Origin of the sequence: Sinomonas sp. G460-2 (assembly GCF_047759905.1) — a bacterium.
Classification (GTDB): domain Bacteria; phylum Actinomycetota; class Actinomycetes; order Actinomycetales; family Micrococcaceae; genus Sinomonas.
This window is the reverse complement of record NZ_JBKZWT010000383.1, coordinates 1-3,064: the sequence shown is the minus strand read 5'-3', so window position 1 is coordinate 3,064 and position 3,064 is coordinate 1. Positions and strand designations below refer to the sequence as shown.

At 70.4% G+C, this 3,064-nt stretch carries 3 protein-coding genes and 1 pseudogene; 1 reads left to right on the top strand and 3 read right to left on the bottom strand.

What is annotated here, in order from left to right; genetic code table 11:
* Positions 1-223 precede the first annotated feature (223 nt).
* The gene (locus ACLN58_RS20160; RefSeq protein WP_415857013.1) at positions 224-532 is read left to right on the top strand and encodes a YrdB family protein; all 309 of its coding nucleotides are present in this window, start codon (positions 224-226) and stop codon (positions 530-532) included.
* A 39-nt stretch (positions 533-571) separates the two neighbouring features.
* Here ACLN58_RS20160 and ACLN58_RS20155 read toward each other — a convergent pair whose 3' ends face one another.
* The 3 genes and pseudogenes from ACLN58_RS20155 to ACLN58_RS20145 form a co-directional block, all read right to left on the bottom strand.
* The gene (locus ACLN58_RS20155) at positions 572-1,282 is read right to left on the bottom strand and encodes a metal-dependent transcriptional regulator (RefSeq protein ID WP_415857012.1); all 711 of its coding nucleotides are present in this window, start codon (positions 1,280-1,282) and stop codon (positions 572-574) included.
* 26 nt (positions 1,283-1,308) lie between these two features.
* Positions 1,309-2,580 carry an Nramp family divalent metal transporter gene (locus tag ACLN58_RS20150; RefSeq protein ID WP_415857011.1) on the bottom strand — a complete coding sequence of 424 codons (1,272 nt, stop codon included), beginning with the start codon at positions 2,578-2,580 and terminating at the stop codon, positions 1,309-1,311.
* Between the two features lie 76 nt (positions 2,581-2,656).
* Positions 2,657-3,064 (bottom strand): annotated as a pseudogene (locus ACLN58_RS20145) (SAM-dependent methyltransferase); the annotation flags it as partial.

Here is a 3,064-nt window from a genome sequence, read left to right as displayed (position 1 = left end):
GCTCGCCGCGAGCGCGCTGTGCTCGGCCGTGTGGATCCGCAACCCGAAGGCCCCTCCTGAACCGATTCCCGGCGAGGCGCCCGCGGTCGGCGACGAGAGCGGGGCTGGCAGCTAGGATCGCCTCATGCGGCATGGAACGAACTCTCCAGTGGTGCGCTCCCGGCGCCGTGCACGGGGCCCGGGAGACATGCCATCCGGCCGGTGGGCGGCCGCGAACGCAGCCGTGGCCTTCTTGCTCGAGGTCTCGATGCTTGCAGCGTTCGCGTATGCGGGGTTCCACGTGGCCCCACCGCTCACCGTTGTGGCAGGGGTCGGCTTCCCGCTCCTCGCGATGGTGCTGTGGGGCCTGTTCTTTGCTCCGCGCGCCGGGCGACGGATCCCGTGGCCGTGGCTCCCGCTCGCCTCGCTCGGGATGTTCGCTGCGGCGGCGCTCGCGCTCGCAGCGGCGGGCGAGTGGCTGCTTGCCGAGCTCATGGGCGCCGTCGCACTCGTGAACACGGTGGTCTCGTTCTGGCTTCGGCGGAAGGACTGAGCCGCGCAGAGGTTCAGGACAGGGTGTGCCCTGAAGGCATCAGGCGTGTTCGAGGGTGCAGCCCTCGTGCGGTATGTCGCTTCGCACCCAGAGCGAGGACGCGATCGAATCCGGCACGTCGAAATCGTGGGCCCCGCTCCCTGCACCGATCCGGACCACGAGCGGCCCACCGAACGGCTTGCGCCGCACCACGTGGACGGCCGTGTCGAGCACGATGTGCTCACGCGCGAGGTACCGCAGCATCTCAGGGTCGTCGTCACTGATGCGGGTGATCCGCCCCTCGTGCCCGGGGTCGAGCTCGCCGAGGCGGAGGGCCGGCGGATGCTCGACGCGCCCCGTGGGTGTCGGGATGGGGTCGCCGTGCGGGTCGCGGTCGGGGTGGCCGAGCTTCTCGGCGAGCCGCTCGACGAACGTGTCGGAGACCGCGTGCTCGAGCTGCTCGGCCTCGTCGTGGACCTCGTCCCAGCTGTAGCCGAGCTCGTGGACGAGGAACGTCTCGAGCAGCCGATGCCGCCGCACCATCGTGAGGGCGAGGCGGGTACCCGCGTCCGTGAGCCGCACGGCGCCGTAGGGCTGATGGTCCACGAGCCCCTGGTCCTTGAGCTTGCGCACCATCTCCGAGACGGAAGAATTCGCGACCCCGAGCCGCAGGGCGAGCTGTGACGACGTGATGGGCTTGTCCTGCCACTCCGTGAAGGAGTAGATGACCTTCACGTAGTCCTCGATCGAGGAGGATGGCTGGCTCTTCACGGGTTTAGCCTACCGGTACGCTGCGTTCAGGCCGCCGACGTGAACGTGAGCCACACGAGCACGAGATTGAGCATGACGACGAGCCCCGCACTCGCCCAGGCGGCGGCAACGGTCCAGCCCGACGTCGCGAAGCGTCCCACAAGTTTCCGGTTCGACGTGAGCCGCACGAGCGGGACGAGCGCGAAGGGAATCCCGAAGCTCAGCACCACCTGGCTCACCACGAGCGACATCGTCGGGTCGAGTCCGAGGGCGAGCAGCACGACCGAGGGCACGAGCGTCACCAGGCGTCGGACGACGACGGAGACCCGCCGACGCAGGAGCCCCTCCATGATCGTCGCGCCTGCGTACGAGCCGACCGCGGTCGACGCGAGGCCGCTCGCGAGCAGCCCGATCGCGAAGACCGTACCCACGAACGGCCCGAGCGCGCCTTCGATCGAGGCATGTGCACCCTCGATCGTGTCCGTCCCCGCGCGGCCGCCGAGCGTCGACGCCGCGAGCAGGAGCATTCCGACGTTCACCACGCCGGCGAGCCCGAGCGCGATGACGACGTCCGCGCGCGTCCCACGCAAGAGGCGGGCGACGGCGGTGGGCGGCACGTGCGTGTGCGGATCGGCGCGATGCCGGTCGCGGGAGAGGGCCGAGTGCACGTAGATGGCGTGCGGCATGACTGTCGCGCCGAGCATCGACGCCGCGAGGAGCACGGTGTCCGGGCCGTCGAAGCGCGGCACGAGCCCGGACGCGATCCCCGAGGGGGAGAGCGGGCTCACGGTGAGTCCCGCGAGGAAGCCGATGGTGATGACGGCGAGGAGCCCGATGATGGCGACCTCGAAGCGCTGCTGGGTGCGCCGGTCCTGAATCGCGAGGATCGCCATCGACACGCCGCCCACGATCACGGCCCCGAGCGGGAGCGGAACGCGGAACAGGAGCTGGAGCGCGATGGCCCCGCCCACCACTTCCGCGAGATCCGTCGCGAGGGCCACGACCTCGGCCTGAAGCCAATACAGCCGGCGGGACGAGGGCCGCATGCGCTCGGCGAGGAGTTCGGGGAGCGTGCGGCCCGTGACGATGCCGAGCTTCGCGGACTGGTACTGGACCAGCATCGCCATGGCGTTCGCCAGCACGAGGACCCACACGAGCAGGTAGCCGTACCGCGCACCGGCGGTGAGGTTCGCGGCCACGTTGCCGGGATCGACGTACGCGATCGAGGCGACGAAGGCGGGTCCGAGAAGAGCGAGGGCGGCGCGCCACGACGCGCGCGGCGTGGGCCGCGCCGCAGCCACCGGGCCGGTCCTGGTCACTTTTGTGCCCCTCATCCTAGAATTTCGGTATGCCTAAATCCTAAGGGCGCGGCGTCCAGGGCACAAGGAGTCGCGGTCAGCGAGCCGCCGAGACGGCCCGCCAGGCCTGCGTGATGTAGGGGAGCAGCATGGGCTCGCCCGGTCGATGGCCGAGGTGCTCGAACAGATACCACGCGAGATTTGCCTCGACGCGCTCCCGGTGCTTATGGCTCGCGCGCAGGTAGTAGCTGCGCGACTTCGTGAGCTCGACGATGCCCTCGGGGGTGATCGGGTCCTCCCACCTGAACGCCGCGGACTCCCAGCCGGTCAGCTCGGGGCCCGACGGCGGGTGGTAGTCGGGCTTGTGGACGTCGCCGGCGTGCATGATCCGGGAGAGCCGGTGGACCCAGGGCACGGCAGTGTCGAGCTGATTCCACACGAGCCCCGCGCGCCCGCCCGCTGTGAGGAGGCGCACCACCTCGCGCGTCGCGGCCGCCGCATCGAA